This window comes from Kluyvera huaxiensis (assembly GCF_040149365.1).
Taxonomy (GTDB): Bacteria; Pseudomonadota; Gammaproteobacteria; order Enterobacterales; family Enterobacteriaceae; genus Kluyvera; species Kluyvera intermedia_A.
This window is the reverse complement of sequence record NZ_JBEFLV010000001.1, coordinates 123506-138115: the sequence shown is the minus strand read 5'-3', so window position 1 is coordinate 138115 and position 14610 is coordinate 123506. Positions and strand designations below refer to the sequence as shown.

Here is a 14610-nt window from a genome sequence, read left to right as displayed (position 1 = left end):
CGATGCAACGCGTCACCATAACCCTGGATGATGATTTACTCGCCACGCTCGATAACCTCAGCCAACGCCGTGGGTATCATAATCGTTCAGAAGCGATCCGCGATATCCTGCGCGATACGCTGGCACAAGAAACCACGCAGCAGCACGGCACTCAAGGCTTTGCGGTCCTGTCGTATGTTTATGAACATGAGAAGCGTGATTTAGCCAGCCGCCTGGTATCCACTCAGCATCATCATCACGATCTCAGTGTTTCAACACTGCACGTACACATTAACCACGAGGACTGCCTTGAGATTGCGGTGCTCAAAGGCGACATGGGTGATGTACAGCATTTTGCCGATGACGTTATCGCCCAGCGCGGCGTTCGTCATGGCCATTTGCAGTGTTTGCCGGAGCGCGAATGATTTGTGCCTGTGATAATTGCGCGTTTTTCGGTATCGTAGCGTTTTCGCCAGCCATGATGTAAAACAATGAACAAGATCGTTTATGTTGAAGATGATCCCGATGTTGGGGCGCTGATCGCCGCCTACCTCGGCAAACATGATATGGATGTCATCGTGGAACCGCGCGGCGATAACGCCGAAGCGACGATTGCTCGCGAAAAGCCCGATCTGGTACTGCTGGATATTATGCTGCCAGGCAAAGACGGTATGACCCTGTGTCGCGACCTGCGCGGCCAGTGGCAGGGGCCGATCGTGCTACTGACGTCGCTGGACAGCGACATGAACCATATTTTGTCCCTGGAAATGGGCGCGAACGATTACATTCTCAAAACCACCCCGCCCGCCGTTTTGCTGGCGCGCCTGCGTCTGCACCTGCGGCAGAATACCAGCACCAGCAACAGTATCGCTTCCGCGCAATCGACGTTGACGCCGCACAAGGCGCTGCGGTTTGGCACTCTTTCCATTGACCCGGTCAATCGTCAGGTATTGCTGAGCGGCGAAAACATTGCCCTATCGACCGCAGACTTTGAACTGCTTTGGGAACTGGCAACCCATGCGGGGCAGATTATGGACCGCGATGCGCTGCTGAAAAACCTACGTGGCGTGAGCTACGACGGGATGGATCGCAGCGTCGATGTGGCTATCTCACGCTTGCGCAAGAAACTTCTCGATAGCGCCGCCGAGCCGTACCGCATTAAAACCGTTCGTAATAAAGGCTATCTGTTCGCCCCGCACGCCTGGGACTAATCCCGAAAGCTAACAGCAGATTATGCTGGGTGCAAAACTATAACCCTCGAGAGCCGTCGCACCACACACCTAAAAAACAGCATGATTATGCTGACAGATGGCTAAACTATCGCCGACTGTCAGCATTTTATATAAATACTCAGGCCGTGAATTCAGCGGCCAGCATTCCACGCGCAAAACCGGCCTCCAGCAGACCCAGCGTCACCGTGTAAATGGCTTTCGCATCCAGACCGTCACCTTCCAGCGGGAAGCTCAGCACCGCATCACGAACCACGGTCATCGCCAGCCCTAGATCTGAGCCCGAGCGAATCGTCGAGTTGACACAAAATCCGGCCACCGCCCCTATTACCGCCACCTCGGTGATATTCTCACTCTTCAACCAGCCATAGAGCTCGGTTGAGCTAAACGCCGACGAGGTGTGTTTCACAAACACAGCTTCTCTCGGCAGCTCGTTAAATCCCTCAACCGGTAAAAAATGCGCTGACGATGTATGCATCGGAGAACCTGGCTCAAGGGTTTGGTGCCGGACGTGAAGCACCGGTTTTCCCGCTGCACGGAATGCGCGAATGACAGAGCGCATATTGTCGATGCTGTTGGTGGGGTAATAATCCATGCCACTCGCGATTCTTTCAGTAACAAAACCCTGCATATCGATAATCAACAATGCCTGCATAGCGCCCTCGCCTGTACGTTAAAAAAACACTTTACGCAGAGAGCGGTACTGATAACAAGCCGCCGATTTTAATATGTGAATTTGATAAACCGTTACGATCAACAAAACAGCATAAAATCACGCCTTTTGTATGACAATATGGTGTTTTTATCTTTATAATCCGCCACGGACTCTTACCCGCACTGGATAAGAGGTTAATTTATTGCACACCACTCTTTCCGGCATTTCAGGTGCTGAATGAGGTAAGAGGCTACATCATGTTCACAACGCTTGCCTATATTGTCCTTTTTTTAATCTGTTCATGGGGCATATTCAAAATAGATCAAAAAAGCCGTTCGCTTTCCCGATCCGTGTTTATCGCCATTTTCATCGGGGCCGTTATCGGTTTATCCCTGCACTTCATCTCCGCCACCAGCGGTAAAGCCGTGATTGATTGGTACAGCATCATCGGTAACGGCTACGTTAATTTATTGAAACTGGTTGCGGTACCGCTGATCTTTATTTCCATTCTTTCCGCCATTAATAAGCTCGAGAATAACGCGGGGATCGGCAAAATGTCGCTGACCATCGTCGCTTGCATGCTGATTCTGGTGATGATCGCTGGATTTGTTGGGCTATTTACCGCGCACGTTATCGGGCTCGATGCCAGCGCTTTTGGCCATATGCAGTCGACGCTGACCGCTGATGACGTGACCAAAACCGCCACAGTTTCCCTGCCGCAGCTGCTCACATCACTGATTCCAACTAACCTGTTCCTCGATCTGACGGGCGCGCGCAGCGTATCGGTTATCGGTATCGTGATTTTTACGCTGCTAGCCGGTGTGGCTCTGCTGAAGGTGAAAAAGGATGCACCAGAAGAAGGAGCCAAATTAAGCGCAGGTATCAACGCGATTCAGATTTGGGTAATGAAGATGGTGCGTATTGTGATTGCGCTGACGCCTTATGGGGTGATGGCCTTAATGGCCAAAGTGTTCTCAACCTACCAGCTGGAACAATTTACCAGCCTGCTAGGCTTTATTGCCGCCTGCTACCTGGCAGTTGCCATGATGTTTATCGTTCATGCGATTTTGCTGGTATTAAGTGGTAATAATCCGCTGCACTATTATAAAACCGTATGGCCAGTGCTCACCTTCGCATTTGTTTCACGTAGCAGCGCCGCGGCTATTCCGCTGGCAATTACCGCACAGGAAAAATTCGGCGTACCGAGCACGATTGCTAATATCGCAGCATCTTTTGGCTCCAGCATGGGGCAAAACGGCTGTGCGGGGATTTATCCGGCCATTATGGTGGCGATGATTGCGCCAACTATGGGCATCGTTCCCCTGTCCTTCCAGTTCCTCGCAACGCTACTTCCCGCGATTGCGCTGGGATCAATCGGCGTCGCGGGTGTCGGCGGTGGCGGTACGTTTGCCGCTCTGATTGTGCTTTCAACGTTGAATTTCCCGGTGGCGCTGGTCGGTATTTTTATTGCTATCGAACCGATTGTCGATATGGCCCGTACCGCGCTGAACGTGAACGGCTCGATGATGTCTGGGGTTATCGCTAGCCGGGTTCTCAAGCAGAAAAAAGAGTCGGCTGAGAACCAAGCCAACGTAACTACCAACTAAACGCAAACGCCTCAGCGCCCTGAACGCTGAGGCATATTATTTTTAATGGCTGTGCTGATACCACGCCGAGAAAATCATTTCTGCGTCTTTATCCGCTTTCATAAAATAGAATGTCACCAGGAACAAACCCACCATAAACGGTATTTCGTACAGTTCTTCCATCAGATCCACATAATTAAGATCGTGCACAAACAGCGGCGCTAAAAGACGATGGTGCTCTATCGTATCGGCAATTAAAAACGTGCCCACCGTCACCGCCATCAACCACAGCGGTAAAGTCATATTCCGCAGTCGGCGCGCTATTTCACGGCGTAGTGGTAAAGACCCCAGGCTCAACAGTAAACCACCGACCAGAATCACCGAGATAGCTTTAAACACGATATGCGGCGCTTCCGGGAAATAGGCGCGTCCCCAACTGGTGCTACGCCCTAACAACACCACCCACCACAGGGCCGCCCACATCCAGAACTGTTTCTCACCTTCAGGTCTCAAATGTGGTCGAATATACCACAGGGTAAATACCGCACCGAATAGCAGCCATACTGCCTGCATATTTTCAATCTGCGTCACCAGCTCCCCACCCAGCAAAGGGATACGCCAATCAGCGGCCAAGGGAAATAGTACCGACACCACAATCAGAACAATCACAGGAAGCGAAACGTGCGTATCTAATTTCATAAATAATAGCCACATTAAGAATCTGCCTATCATGATAAATTCCCAATGTGTTTAGCCATTAGCATTGCATGCGATCTTCTTAAGGTTATCTTAATGTTCGCATTAAATGTGAAACGATTGTGTCATTGGTGAGCACTGGTGAAGGCATCAGAGTGCCGCGTTGCGGCCAGGTGGCTCACCAGTTCGGTTAGCCTCCGCCAGGCGCTACTGGCCTACCGTGATGCCGTCCGTATTCATGCCGGAACCTAGCCACGTTAAAGGAAGCCAACTTGTTGTTAAGTTGCATCAGAGCAGGATGATGCAATGTGTTACTATAATGAAAATGGGGTCTTGAGGATTTAGGAATTAAAAATATATGAGATTTTATGGCATCGATTATCTACAAACACAGTCTAATATCAATGATTACTTAAAATACATCATTATCTTCAGTGCTTTATTTATCCTAATCGTTGTTTTTAGCCTGTATATGCGTCATCGCTTGCAAACTAAATATCGGGACTTAACAATCATTGTCTTTTTATTTTTACTCTTTATTTCTGGTGTCCAGTATGCAGACTATACCGATAGCCAAAATATACATTCCCAATCATCACAGATGGTTAACTTTGTTAGATTGTTATCCCATGAAAAAAAAGTGAATGTGAATTCTATATTCTCCAGTTCAGTACAACTCTCGGATGGCATTATCGTTAAAATTAATGAGATTTATTACCGCGTAAACTTAAGCCAGGATCAAAAAACATACAGCTTAGAAGAAGTTTCGTTAGTGAACCCAGACATTGAAATCATGAAAAGTTGAGGAATAGAAATGATAATTTATACGCCTATCATTATAAAATTAGGTCTGGGGATACTGTGTTTAATTGTTCAAATAAACCTCATGGGGAAAGGAAATCTGGCTCCTTCGTCCGCAATGGATCAGGTGCAGAACTATGTGCTCGGGGGGATTATCGGTGGTGTAATTTACAATGAGTCGATAACCGTACTACAGTTTGTTCTCGTGTTAATCATATGGACTTTCCTCGTCTTTGTTCTTAAATTTTTAAAAGAGAACAATCGGTTAGTTAAAAGAATCATTGACGGAAAACCTATTACTTTAGTACATAATGGCAGTATTAATGTTAAGGAGTGTTTACGCAACGGTGTTTCTGCAAATGACCTGATGTTCAAACTAAGAGCCAATGGCATTTATGAGATAGAACAACTAAAACGTGTGGTTCTCGAACAGAATGGGCAGTTAACCATTATACAAAGTGGTGATGAAAATATACGCTATCCCATTATAGTGGATGGTTTAGCTAACCATGATCTGCTCGAGATCCTTAATAAGGACAGTGAGTGGTTAGAAAATGAAGTGATAAAGCAAGGCTTCAATAAAATCAGTGAAGTCTATTTAGGTGAGTATTTATCGGGTAAAATTAATTTATACGGATATGAAAAATAAGATCCAAAACCAATCCCCCTGCTATCACTATCTTGCTGATAATATTGATTTTTGTTGAGAGCTAAGTGTCAGGAGGCTGCCGTTTTTGGTTGCCTCTATTTCAGGACGCTAACATCAGCGACTGCTCCCGGCACTCAGGTGACATTCGAACCATCATTGCCGGGAAGGAGCTACGATCAGTCTGGGTAGTCATGCCTCTCCGCCCAATCTAATCAGTCAGCGGCTGGCTATCTCAGCAAAAACTGAACCAGCTGAATAATGATATACACCGTCGCGGCCATCTGTATTGCCCGCCATCCCCACCTGAAATATCGCCATTCATGACGTTCTTTGGCATCGGCTTCTTCAATCGCGGAGTGAGAAAGCTTTTTTTTCTTTGGCCTGAATTCATTAATTACCCACAGGACAAGAATAAAAGTAATGATGGTTTTCTGAAATATGGGGTTATCCATAAAGAGTGGCTCCGGCCTGCTCACTGATGCAAGCAGAATAAATGAACCCCTCTCATGCATCCACTACCAAATGTAGGGTTAACGTGGGGTTGATCAACTGCGGTGAGCGCGGAGCAAACCTAACGCATCGTCTTAATCGAAGGTGAACGTTAGATTAGTGGGGAGCATTCGGCTCCCCACTATTAACCGTTTTAGCTTGTTTTACGTGGTCCATTGAACCACAGCAAAGCGCCGACGACTGTCAGGCTAAATATCGAAATAGTGTAGAGTGCAGTAATAGCGCCAAATTTCTGTGCTATCACACTGGTTATTCCTGTAGAGGCAGCGGCTGTCAGAACCTGCCCACGCCAGGTTATTGCGCTAGCTTTCGCAACCTGAGTTTCTGCGAAGTTTTTAAGTACCCCGAAAGAGCCTAAAGCAAACACAATATTCGACGCCATGTGCGCACTAAAGATCAGCGCCAACCCGACGAATGTAAAACCAGTGGATAGGGGTAATAAACAATAACTTCCAATGTATCCTCCCAGGCATAGCATCAATAGCCAGTTATTAGCGGCATATCGTTGTAGTTTATCGGCATTAAGAATTAGCGGGCCGCAGAGTTGCCCAAGACTTCGAGCAAGTATCAGTGGCAGCGCCAATTCAGCAGAATCTTCTGGCCTGATTTCTTGTGCCAAAGCAGGCAAAAGTGCCATTGCAGGAGACCCCACGGCGGCAAGTGCAGGTAAAAGCAACATGCTCCTTTTTTGCACCGGAGACAAACACCGCCAGAGAAGTTTTTGCGAGACAGGCGGAGCCTTTTCCGGCTGTAATCGGGCCACTTGAAAGACAGAACCAGATGCCAGGAGCATAGCGACAGAAGCGGCAAAGCTCAGGGCATCGATGGCAAGGAGATTTAGAATAGAAACCCTATCAAACAGTAAAACGCCAAGACCGGTGCCGAATATAACCTGCGAGGCAAAAATTATCGTTTCCATGGCGGTGGCAGCGGGTAATTCTTCATGACGCAATCCGCGTTTAAACAGCAAGGTCAACGCAGGATAACTCATACCAGTTAACAGAGCTTCCCAACACTGGACCGCAAGCAGGGCCGGAACGTTATGATGCAACAAGCCATACCACGGAAATATAAGTGCCAGCAAACCGAGTATCTCTGTACAAATCAGTATTCGGAGCGGTGAAACTGTCCGACACAAAACCTCGCCCCAAAGACTCCCGATAAAGCTGGGAAGCATCGACAGCATATAAACGATGGTCAGAGTCGCAGGAGAAGCCTGCCAGTGTAACAGTTGTCCAAAAATAATTATCTGAGTAAGCCCATTACCCAGTGATGACAGGATATAAGCACAACCAAGGAAACGCAGCCAACGATGGCTACGCAGTGCGCGAATTAGCGCAAGCAGCAAGGTATTCATGTAGAAAAATTCTCATCTTTAAATAACAGAGATCCACATAGCCAACAGGCAATGCGGAAAGTAAAAACTGTCAAAAGATGGAATTCTTACATTGAGAAAAAACTCTAGTAGAAACAGATGCAAAAGTTTAGCACATAGAAAGTGGACGGTGTACTTGAAGCCGGAATTTTGCCTCATAGCACTCAATTACCTAATACATTTTAGTCGGCCTACCGGGTGCGGAAAACGACACTGTGTTTGTAAGTATCCCGGGAAACTTTTGGAAATCAGTCTTGCTCACCATCGATGACGAAATGGAGAGCCCCGATGAGTATCGGCTAATATCAACCAGATTTGTATCGGGCTATTGAACCGAGGATAGGTCCTGATTTTCAGCGTTTGAATGGCGGAGATAGCGGGTTGGTGTTGTCCCCGTATAGTGACGGAAAAAAACAATGAAGGCACTGTCGCTGACAAAATCAAGCTGCTGCGCAACCTGACTTAGCTTCCAACCATCACATAGCATTTCCATCGCTTTCAGTAGCCTCCACTGCTGCCTCCAGCTCTGATAATTCATTCCTGTATCTTTAATAAAGATACGGCTTATCGTACGCTCACACGCGCCTGCTTTTTGAGCCAATTGTCCCAGGCGCGGAGGTAATTCTCCCCTGCGAACGCTGTCCAGCCATGCGCTCAGGCGATTATCTGTAGGAAATCTCAGTGTCCAGTTTTCACGTTGTGCATTTTTAATTTCTTCACAAAAAACCGTGATGAGACTGAGCTGTTGTGCTTCAGCCATTCCCCATGGCCAGAACGCCATCCGCTCTATGACTTCAAAGAATAAGGGGTTAACTTCAACGATCTGCAGAGGCAGTGAAGCTAGCGGTAAACTATTTGAAAAATAAAGAGATCGATAGGCCATCGTTCCACTCATAATGGCACGATGAACCGTGCCGGCCGGTATCCAGGCAGCGCGCCGGGGTGGAAGCAGGCAAAGGGTGTTATCCATCTCAATAGTGATGCTTCCAGCCGCTGAAAAAAGTAACTGATGACGAAGGTGACTGTGCATGCCTGAATCGTGTACCCCCATATCGGATGCAATCCCAACAACCACATCAGCAAAATTATCCGGATTGAAAGAATCCTCAGGGTCAATTTTCATCTTATGTCCGATTTTTAATATATCTAGTCTTGATAATGGTAATGAGACATAAACACTTCCGCAATAATCCCCCCATATTAAGTTTGCTTAGGAAGTTGTCATGAATACCCATAAACGGCCACCTTTGTGGCTACTGACATTGCTGATAATGTTTCCCCAGCTTGTGGAAACGATCTACAGCCCGGCATTGCCAGACATTGCCCGAGCTTTTCAGGTGAGCAGTGAACGTGCAGCTCAGACTCTTTCAGTCTATTTTGTCGCTTTTGCTATCGGCGTTGCCCTGTGGGGGTGGTTAAGCGACAGCATTGGTCGGCGGCCTGCCATGATGTCCGGACTACTCTGCTATGGGACAGGCTGCGCAATGGCGCTTTTTGCCACACAGTTTAGCGTTTTGCTCCTGGCTCGCATGATAGCCGCCGTAGGCGCGGCTGCAGGGTCTGTTGTCGTTCAAACCATGCTGCGGGATAGCTACGAATCGACGGCATTAGCCCGTATTTTTTCCGCTATGGGAGCGGCGCTGGCGATAAGCCCAGTTTTCGGTCTGGTCAGTGGCGGTTGGCTGGTTAGCCTGTACGGTCATGGCGGCATGTTTGTTGCGCTGGCCACGACATCGTTAGTACTGTTAATGCTGACCGCATTCTTGCTCCCTGAAACGCGGTCGGAAAATACTTCCGGCTCCCGGTTTCGCGGGCTGATTTACCGGATGGCGGGAGATGGAAGACTGTGGCAGCATGCCATGCTTGTTGCGCTGCTGAATACGATGCTTTTCAGTTACTACAGCCTTGCGCCGTTTCTTTTTGGGCAATTGGGCTGGACTCCAAGGGCTTTCGGGTGGACGGGGATTTTACTGGCTTTTGCTTCTCTATCAGGGAGCCTGTGGAACCGGAAATTGCTGTCCCTCGGCTTGTCATCAGAACAGCTGGTGAAATATGCCTGCGCGCTTGCGCTGCTATCTGGCGTCACTGCCTGGGGATTACAGCAATCTGCGTGGATCCTTGTGCCGGTAGCTGGGGTTGTGGTTGCCTATGGCATTGCGATACCCAATGTACTGAGCCAGGCCCTGAGCCATTATCGTGAACAGGCCGGAGCTGCCGGAGCGCTGTTTGGATTAGTCTACTATTTATTGCTGGGAATGATGCTGGGTCTTGCCGGGATCGTGCAGCAGCTTGGATTGGTTTTGACCGCTTGTGCCGTAACAGCCTGGCTTTGCAGTCTTCCCCGCCGCTAAGCCGATTGCTGTATAGCGCTAGCTTGATGGCCCACGGTGAGCCAGAAGTAGAAATTCTTTGCTTAGAAACCAGACTCTCTGTAGCGATTTCATCGCTGCCTTATGTTTCGCAGGATATAGTGCTTAATTTCTGCTGGATGAAATCAATAAACGCGCGCGTTTTCGCGGGCAAATAACGCCTGTCTGAATAGAGTGCGAACAATTGCAATGGGGCAACCGATTGTTCAAACTCAACCTCGATTAGCCTTCCATCACTAATGTAGGGCTGGCAGGCTTGTTTAGATAAAATGGCAAAACCGACCCCTGATACTGCCGCACGCCCTGCCATCTCTCCGCTGTTGACCCGATAATGACCTTTAACCTTAATCGTCTCGAACCCTCCCTTTTTGTTGATAAACTGCCAGGGAGCACCTTTCAGTGCGCTTACCGTTGTAATACAAGGTAATTCTTCAAATTGCTGTATTCGAGAAGGGATGCCATAACGCTGAATGACGGAGGGAGCTGCCACTATGGTGCAAGGGATAGTCACCAGATGACGAGCTATGTAGTCACTGTCGTCCATCTGACCGCGGCTAACAATAATGGCTAAATCCAGATCATCTCGCAGGGACTCCAGACCTGACAAATTGGTGACACAGCTGATCTCCAGGTCCGGGTACTGACAGGCGAATTCAGCAACTGCAGAACCCAGTAATGCCGGACCAATTTCATTGGGAATACAGAGACGTAATGGGCCCTTGAGTTGCATTTGCCGCAACGTTAATTCTGTCTCAGTTTGCTCAAGCGCCTCCAGCAATGGCTTCGCTCGGGTATAGAGCAGATGCCCCGACTGGGTGAGTTTCATATGTCGGGTGCTGCGCTCAATGAGCTGAAGATTCAGTTTTTCTTCTAACTGCGAAATACAACGGCTCACATTTGATGTCGGCATTTCAAGGACTTTCGATGCCCCAACAAAGCTTTCTCGTTCGACCACCGCGATGAATACTTTCAGGGTATTAAAATCAAGAGCTGAACGCATGATTATCCCATATAAGATAACAATAAGTGCCATTTTTACCATCTAATGAACATTATTGATAGCGGTTAAACTCGGATATCTTTCATCCACAGGTTGCTTGCTATGCCACTGTTCACACCAACGTTTAATCCTAAAGCCCTTATGCGAATAGCCGCTGTAATGGCTTTTATCCAGTTCACTAATGCGCTGGAATACATGATGTTCAACCCTATTTTTGCTTTTATGGCAGCAGATTTTTCCGTTCCCGTATCCTTCTCAGGCTATGTGTCCGGTATGTACACATCGGGTGCAGTCCTTTCGGGAGTTATCGCCTTTTACTGGATTGGTCATTTCAATAAGAAACGTTTTTTAATCGCCAATATGGCGCTATTAGGTCTACTGACGCTTTTGACTACCTTCACCGCCAGTTTTAGTCTTCTGCTTGCACTACGGTTCTGTGCGGGGTTGGTTGGCGGTACGACAATGGGTGTGGGTACAAGTATATTGATAAACAACGCACCGGCTAACTTGCGCGGAAAAATGTTGGCGACGGTGATTGCGTCATTTTCAATGGTAAGCATTGTCGGTATGCCAACAATATTATTTTTGTGTACGCATTATGGCTGGCATATCGCTTTGTGGTTAATAAGTGCACTTTGTTTGTTGGCATTGCCACTGATTGTATCCATCATCCCTCAGGACCCGGTCTCCTTCCCCACACTCCGCACACAGTCTCTCAGTGCGGATACTTTACTGTTCGCTTCCAGTAACGCGTTTGTCCAGTTTAGCCCAATGCTGGTCATCCCAATTCTGGTACCTTTAATGACACAGCAACTGGGCGCTTCGCAAAATCTGTTGCCGTGGCTGTTCCTCGCCGGGGGAATTACCGGTTATCTGTCTACAAAAATTACGGGCGCGCTAACCTCCCGTTTTTCTGCTTTGATTCTGGCTACATGTTCCACACTAATCTTTATATTGAGTTTGCTCATACCCATCCTGGGTTATCAGCATGCGGCGTTATTTATTACTTTATTTCTCGGTGCGTCTTACAGTCGTCTGGTTTCATCTTCGGCGATTACGATTCAATTTCCGGATGACAGGCAACGAGCTGGATTCTCGTCATTACAGACATCAATAATGTATCTGATTACAACCCTCGCATTTTTCCTGTCTGCTTTTTTATTACCCGACTATGGAATGGCACAAAAAAATGTGAACACATTGCTGGTGGTGTGTGCAATTTCCGCATCAGTGTTTCCAATTATCATTATTATTCTGCAAAAGAAACTGGCTAAACGGGCTATCCAGCCGGACCACCTTATTACAACGGATGGCTGATGTCAGAGGAATCAGAGAACAAATATCGTTTTACGGTAAAACGGTGGCCAGTATTCACTGGCCACTACAACAGGCATCCGGGCTATTAAAGGCTATTCAGTGAGAATTTAATCGCGCTGCGGATAGTGGCGATTTGCGCACGATTACATTCATCCGGAGATGTTCTCGGGCTGTCCGGGTACACTTCCGTCGTCGTGGTAAAAGGTGCTCCGGTCATGGTGGCGCAAAGGTGATAGGCATTGTTATCGTACTCAATCACACCGGGGCTAACTACAGGAAAACCAAGCATTCTGCCCTGTGAATCCGCCGGAGCAATATGGGTGACTTCTGCGACAGCACTGATAAGCGCCTGTTGGAAATCCAGCCTTGAATTCTGCGTATCGCTGACCAGATAAAAACCATCCGGAATTTCTTCAGGCTCATACTTCTTCCCGTCCCGTGCTGCCAGCGCCGGACTGAACTCACTTTCATCGGTGTCGGTCGTTTCATGCAAATCAACGTGGACAATAAACCGACCACAATAAGGAGAGATAAATGCCATTAAAGCACGTGATTCCTCTGCATTTCCTTCTGGGAAAAACTGTCTATTCGGATCAACAGCGTCGTAGTTCCACCGCGATATACGTTCATAGGCCCAAGGGCTGACGCAGGGAACAACCAGTAAATTCGCTTTCCCTTCATAGTCGGCATCATCTCCCGACAGGTATTCCAGGGCACCTATCACACCACTGGTCTCATAACCGTGGACTCCTCCCGTGATCAGCACAACGGGCAGATTATCGTCCCAGCGCCTGGATTTAACAGCCATCAACGGATAGCTTTCATCGCCATAGCACAACTCGCCATACTGGATGACGTCATAGCGGAGACGGATAATGTCCAGAGCATCAAGCACATCGCGCTGATAACTTCGTAAGCGAGTCTGACTTTCACGCCACTGCTGTAATTCAGTTGCAGTCCAGGGCTTACCGGGTGTACCTATCGGGTAAATCTTTTGTTCTGTCATAAGACGCTCATTTAATGATGATTGTTATCCAGGGCAGAAGGATCTGTGACCAATGAAGTACTGCTGACCAAACGTTATCACAAAAGACCGTTCCGGTAACTTCAGCATGACATCGCTGACGAAGACCAAAACAGTGGCGGCCTCCTCTGCTATCGCCATGAATCAAATGCCCGCAACACATCGACAATAACGGTTCAATAATGTTAGAAACAGGATTGTTGTTTTTACCGGGAAATGACTTTTTTACTGAGGAGCAGGAATGTTAAAAGTTATTGCTGAGGATTTTATAAAACCGGACTGTGTTGAAATAGTCATGCCGCTGTACCGTGAGCTAATCTCGGCCACCAGAAAGGAATCCTTTTGCATTGCTTATGATCTGTATATCGACGAAAAAGACCCGGGCCATTTCATTTTTATAGAAGAATGGACGGATCGGGCGGCGCTTGACCTGCACTGTGCAAGTGAGCATTTTAGGCGGCTTGTACCATTAATTGATCGACATAAGCGTAAGGATGCTCAATATATTTTGATGAATTGCCGGGTAGAACCGGGGGATTTATAAAATATTTATCTATCCATGGACAGTCCTCATTATTCAGCACAAAACGCGTTCAGCCGATTCTCATTCCGGCCTCAATCTTTAGCTTGAGGCCGCGAAACTTATCTTTCGAGTGCAGCAAGGATGACGGCTTCCATTTTCTCTGGGGTGGCGTACGGTGCAAAGCGTTTGAGCGGTTTGCCATCGCGCCCGATAAGGAACTTAGTGAAGTTCCACTTAATTCTTCCTCCCAGCACGCCGGGCAATTGCTCTTTGAGGTAACGAAACACCGGGTGCGCTGCGGAACCGTTGACCTCAATTTTCTCAAACATCGGAAAGCTCACCCCGTAGTTGATGTGGCAAGTCTGCGCGATTTCATCGGCACCACCTGGCTCCTGCTTTCCGAACTGATTGCAGGGAAAACCAAGTACCACCAGCCCTTGGGCTGCGTACTTCTTGTAGAGCGCTTCCAGACCTGCATATTGCTGTGTGAAACCACAATGGCTGGCGGTATTAACGACCAACACCAGCTTGCCCGTGTAATCGGCCATCGAGATAGGCTGGCCACCCAGGCTAGTGGCGGTCAGCTGATGAAAGGTGGTCATATCAGAATCCTCACGATAGAAATTCCTCTGCTATTTGTTCGCGCGACACATAGTTGCAAAGCCGAAGGAAAAGGACAACTAACCAGCGACATTTGAGCGGCTCCACATCGAGTTACTTCTCCCGATTGAATTGATTTTGCCGCCCTGCTTTTACGCGTCATAGGGTTTGCCGGGTATGCCATCACGCAGTTCGATAACCCATGTGAATGCAGAAATAATGTATACAGTGTAATCTGCCAGGGTAAATACGCAGGATGGCGTTCGCTCATCAGTGAATATCATCATGCTCCTGGAG

General features: G+C 47.9%; 17 protein-coding genes. 8 read left to right on the top strand and 9 right to left on the bottom strand.

What is annotated here, in order from left to right:
* Positions 1–2: 2 nt before the first annotated feature.
* Both nikR and rstA read left to right on the top strand, forming a co-directional pair.
* Positions 3–404 carry a nickel-responsive transcriptional regulator NikR gene (gene nikR, locus ABOC97_RS00740; RefSeq protein ID WP_349592837.1) on the top strand — a complete coding sequence of 134 codons (402 nt, stop codon included), beginning with the start codon at positions 3–5 and terminating at the stop codon, positions 402–404.
* Positions 405–470: 66 nt separating this feature from the next.
* Entirely contained in the window at positions 471–1190 is a 720-nt protein-coding gene (rstA, locus tag ABOC97_RS00735; protein WP_349592835.1) for a two-component system response regulator RstA, read from the top strand.
* A 139-nt stretch (positions 1191–1329) separates the two neighbouring features.
* Here the strand turns inward: rstA and ABOC97_RS00730 are convergent, their stop codons facing one another.
* Positions 1330–1863, bottom strand: a complete 534-nt coding sequence (locus ABOC97_RS00730) for an isochorismatase family protein (protein ID WP_349592833.1) — start codon at positions 1861–1863, stop codon at positions 1330–1332.
* 257 nt (positions 1864–2120) lie between these two features.
* Here ABOC97_RS00730 and ABOC97_RS00725 point away from each other — a divergent pair, with 257 nt between their 5' ends.
* Positions 2121–3470, top strand: coding sequence for a cation:dicarboxylate symporter family transporter (locus ABOC97_RS00725; RefSeq protein ID WP_349592831.1), 1350 nt, complete (start codon positions 2121–2123; stop codon positions 3468–3470).
* Between the two features lie 42 nt (positions 3471–3512).
* Here the strand turns inward: ABOC97_RS00725 and ABOC97_RS00720 are convergent, their stop codons facing one another.
* Positions 3513–4148 carry a hypothetical protein gene (locus ABOC97_RS00720; RefSeq protein ID WP_349592828.1) on the bottom strand — a complete coding sequence of 212 codons (636 nt, stop codon included), beginning with the start codon at positions 4146–4148 and terminating at the stop codon, positions 3513–3515.
* Between the two features lie 355 nt (positions 4149–4503).
* On the opposite strand from ABOC97_RS00720, the gene ABOC97_RS00715 reads away from it, so the two are divergent.
* Together ABOC97_RS00715 and ABOC97_RS00710 are read left to right on the top strand one after the other, a co-directional pair.
* A complete protein-coding gene (locus ABOC97_RS00715) occupies positions 4504–4950 on the top strand; it encodes a DUF3290 domain-containing protein (protein WP_349592826.1) in 447 nt (148 codons plus the stop codon).
* A gap of 9 nt (positions 4951–4959) precedes the next feature.
* On the top strand, positions 4960–5595 hold the full coding sequence (locus ABOC97_RS00710; RefSeq protein WP_349592822.1) for a DUF421 domain-containing protein: 636 nt from the start codon (positions 4960–4962) through the stop codon (positions 5593–5595).
* A gap of 227 nt (positions 5596–5822) precedes the next feature.
* Here ABOC97_RS00710 and ABOC97_RS00705 read toward each other — a convergent pair whose 3' ends face one another.
* From ABOC97_RS00705 to ABOC97_RS00695, 3 genes are all read right to left on the bottom strand, one after another.
* Complete coding sequence (locus ABOC97_RS00705) at positions 5823–6047, bottom strand: hypothetical protein (protein ID WP_349592820.1); 225 nt, start codon at positions 6045–6047, stop codon at positions 5823–5825.
* Between the two features lie 191 nt (positions 6048–6238).
* Entirely contained in the window at positions 6239–7462 is a 1224-nt protein-coding gene (locus ABOC97_RS00700; RefSeq protein ID WP_349592818.1) for an MFS transporter, read from the bottom strand.
* Positions 7463–7805: 343 nt separating this feature from the next.
* The gene (locus ABOC97_RS00695; RefSeq protein ID WP_349592815.1) at positions 7806–8603 is read right to left on the bottom strand and encodes an AraC family transcriptional regulator; all 798 of its coding nucleotides are present in this window, start codon (positions 8601–8603) and stop codon (positions 7806–7808) included.
* A 100-nt stretch (positions 8604–8703) separates the two neighbouring features.
* On the opposite strand from ABOC97_RS00695, the gene ABOC97_RS00690 reads away from it, so the two are divergent.
* Positions 8704–9831: an MFS transporter gene (locus ABOC97_RS00690; RefSeq protein WP_349592812.1), complete on the top strand. Its 1128-nt coding sequence runs from the start codon at positions 8704–8706 to the stop codon at positions 9829–9831.
* Between the two features lie 100 nt (positions 9832–9931).
* Here the strand turns inward: ABOC97_RS00690 and ABOC97_RS00685 are convergent, their stop codons facing one another.
* Positions 9932–10849 (bottom strand): LysR family transcriptional regulator, encoded by a 918-nt coding sequence (locus ABOC97_RS00685; protein WP_349593515.1) that lies wholly within the window; start codon positions 10847–10849, stop codon positions 9932–9934.
* Positions 10850–10951: 102 nt separating this feature from the next.
* Between ABOC97_RS00685 and ABOC97_RS00680 the strand changes: the two genes are divergently transcribed.
* Positions 10952–12166 carry an MFS transporter gene (locus tag ABOC97_RS00680; protein WP_349592810.1) on the top strand — a complete coding sequence of 405 codons (1215 nt, stop codon included), beginning with the start codon at positions 10952–10954 and terminating at the stop codon, positions 12164–12166.
* 85 nt (positions 12167–12251) lie between these two features.
* On the opposite strand, the gene ABOC97_RS00675 is transcribed toward ABOC97_RS00680, so the two are convergent.
* Complete coding sequence (locus ABOC97_RS00675) at positions 12252–13172, bottom strand: M14 family metallopeptidase (protein WP_349592808.1); 921 nt, start codon at positions 13170–13172, stop codon at positions 12252–12254.
* 259 nt (positions 13173–13431) lie between these two features.
* Between ABOC97_RS00675 and ABOC97_RS00670 the strand changes: the two genes are divergently transcribed.
* Positions 13432–13734, top strand: coding sequence for a putative quinol monooxygenase (locus ABOC97_RS00670; RefSeq protein WP_349592805.1), 303 nt, complete (start codon positions 13432–13434; stop codon positions 13732–13734).
* 98 nt (positions 13735–13832) lie between these two features.
* On the opposite strand, the gene ABOC97_RS00665 is transcribed toward ABOC97_RS00670, so the two are convergent.
* Both ABOC97_RS00665 and ABOC97_RS00660 read right to left on the bottom strand, forming a co-directional pair.
* The gene (locus ABOC97_RS00665; RefSeq protein WP_349592803.1) at positions 13833–14315 is read right to left on the bottom strand and encodes a glutathione peroxidase; all 483 of its coding nucleotides are present in this window, start codon (positions 14313–14315) and stop codon (positions 13833–13835) included.
* Between the two features lie 150 nt (positions 14316–14465).
* Positions 14466–14600 (bottom strand): hypothetical protein, encoded by a 135-nt coding sequence (locus tag ABOC97_RS00660; protein WP_349592800.1) that lies wholly within the window; start codon positions 14598–14600, stop codon positions 14466–14468.
* Between the last annotated feature and the right edge of the window lie 10 nt (positions 14601–14610).

Coding starts and splice junctions, on each gene's coding strand:
- nikR (WP_349592837.1), top strand. CDS start 3: ATGCAACGCGTCACCATAACCCTGGATGATGATTTACTCGCCACGCTC.
- ABOC97_RS00680 (WP_349592810.1), top strand. CDS start 10,952: ATGCCACTGTTCACACCAACGTTTAATCCTAAAGCCCTTATGCGAATA.
- ABOC97_RS00675 (WP_349592808.1), bottom strand. CDS start 13,172: ATGACAGAACAAAAGATTTACCCGATAGGTACACCCGGTAAGCCCTGG.
- ABOC97_RS00710 (WP_349592822.1), top strand. CDS start 4,960: ATGATAATTTATACGCCTATCATTATAAAATTAGGTCTGGGGATACTG.
- ABOC97_RS00700 (WP_349592818.1), bottom strand. CDS start 7,462: ATGAATACCTTGCTGCTTGCGCTAATTCGCGCACTGCGTAGCCATCGT.
- ABOC97_RS00730 (WP_349592833.1), bottom strand. CDS start 1,863: ATGCAGGCATTGTTGATTATCGATATGCAGGGTTTTGTTACTGAAAGA.
- ABOC97_RS00670 (WP_349592805.1), top strand. CDS start 13,432: ATGTTAAAAGTTATTGCTGAGGATTTTATAAAACCGGACTGTGTTGAA.
- ABOC97_RS00690 (WP_349592812.1), top strand. CDS start 8,704: ATGAATACCCATAAACGGCCACCTTTGTGGCTACTGACATTGCTGATA.
- ABOC97_RS00665 (WP_349592803.1), bottom strand. CDS start 14,315: ATGACCACCTTTCATCAGCTGACCGCCACTAGCCTGGGTGGCCAGCCT.
- rstA (WP_349592835.1), top strand. CDS start 471: ATGAACAAGATCGTTTATGTTGAAGATGATCCCGATGTTGGGGCGCTG.
- ABOC97_RS00660 (WP_349592800.1), bottom strand. CDS start 14,600: ATGATGATATTCACTGATGAGCGAACGCCATCCTGCGTATTTACCCTG.
- ABOC97_RS00720 (WP_349592828.1), bottom strand. CDS start 4,148: ATGAAATTAGATACGCACGTTTCGCTTCCTGTGATTGTTCTGATTGTG.
- ABOC97_RS00715 (WP_349592826.1), top strand. CDS start 4,504: ATGAGATTTTATGGCATCGATTATCTACAAACACAGTCTAATATCAAT.
- ABOC97_RS00695 (WP_349592815.1), bottom strand. CDS start 8,603: ATGAAAATTGACCCTGAGGATTCTTTCAATCCGGATAATTTTGCTGAT.
- ABOC97_RS00725 (WP_349592831.1), top strand. CDS start 2,121: ATGTTCACAACGCTTGCCTATATTGTCCTTTTTTTAATCTGTTCATGG.
- ABOC97_RS00685 (WP_349593515.1), bottom strand. CDS start 10,849: ATGCGTTCAGCTCTTGATTTTAATACCCTGAAAGTATTCATCGCGGTG.
- ABOC97_RS00705 (WP_349592820.1), bottom strand. CDS start 6,047: ATGGATAACCCCATATTTCAGAAAACCATCATTACTTTTATTCTTGTC.